The organism is Psychrobacter sp. TB20-MNA-CIBAN-0197 (assembly GCF_040309765.1).
In the GTDB taxonomy this organism is placed as follows: Bacteria; Pseudomonadota; Gammaproteobacteria; order Pseudomonadales; family Moraxellaceae; genus Psychrobacter; species Psychrobacter submarinus.
Genome location: NZ_JBEOPC010000333.1, coordinates 1 through 295 on the forward strand (window position 1 = coordinate 1; position 295 = coordinate 295).

The 295-nt window shown below is 32.9% G+C and carries 1 protein-coding gene; it reads right to left on the bottom strand.

The window, feature by feature from the left end; translation table 11 throughout:
* Positions 1 to 7 precede the first annotated feature (7 nt).
* The coding region (locus AAEY83_RS13895) for a hypothetical protein (RefSeq protein ID WP_351059710.1) at positions 8 to 295 on the bottom strand (288 nt) is incomplete at its 5' end.

Below are 295 nucleotides of genomic sequence, written 5' to 3' on the forward strand. Positions count from 1 at the left end.
ACTAGGTTTATCTCCAGTCTAACCTCGTAATTGTACGTGAATTATTTTCAGATATTTTAGTTAGTTTCATAAATTGCTGATTATTAACAATATCATTGTTTGCTTGCTCTATAAGATCTAGAACTTCTTTTAAGTGATAAAGGGATGAACGTGTCTCTTTTGGTATTATCAAATCACACAGGCTTAGAACCTCATTGGGAAATTGAGATGCTAATGGAATTGAATCTGAAGTATTGCGTGCAAATGAATTTAACCAATGATGTTGAACTTCCAATGGTGTTAAACACCACTCCAT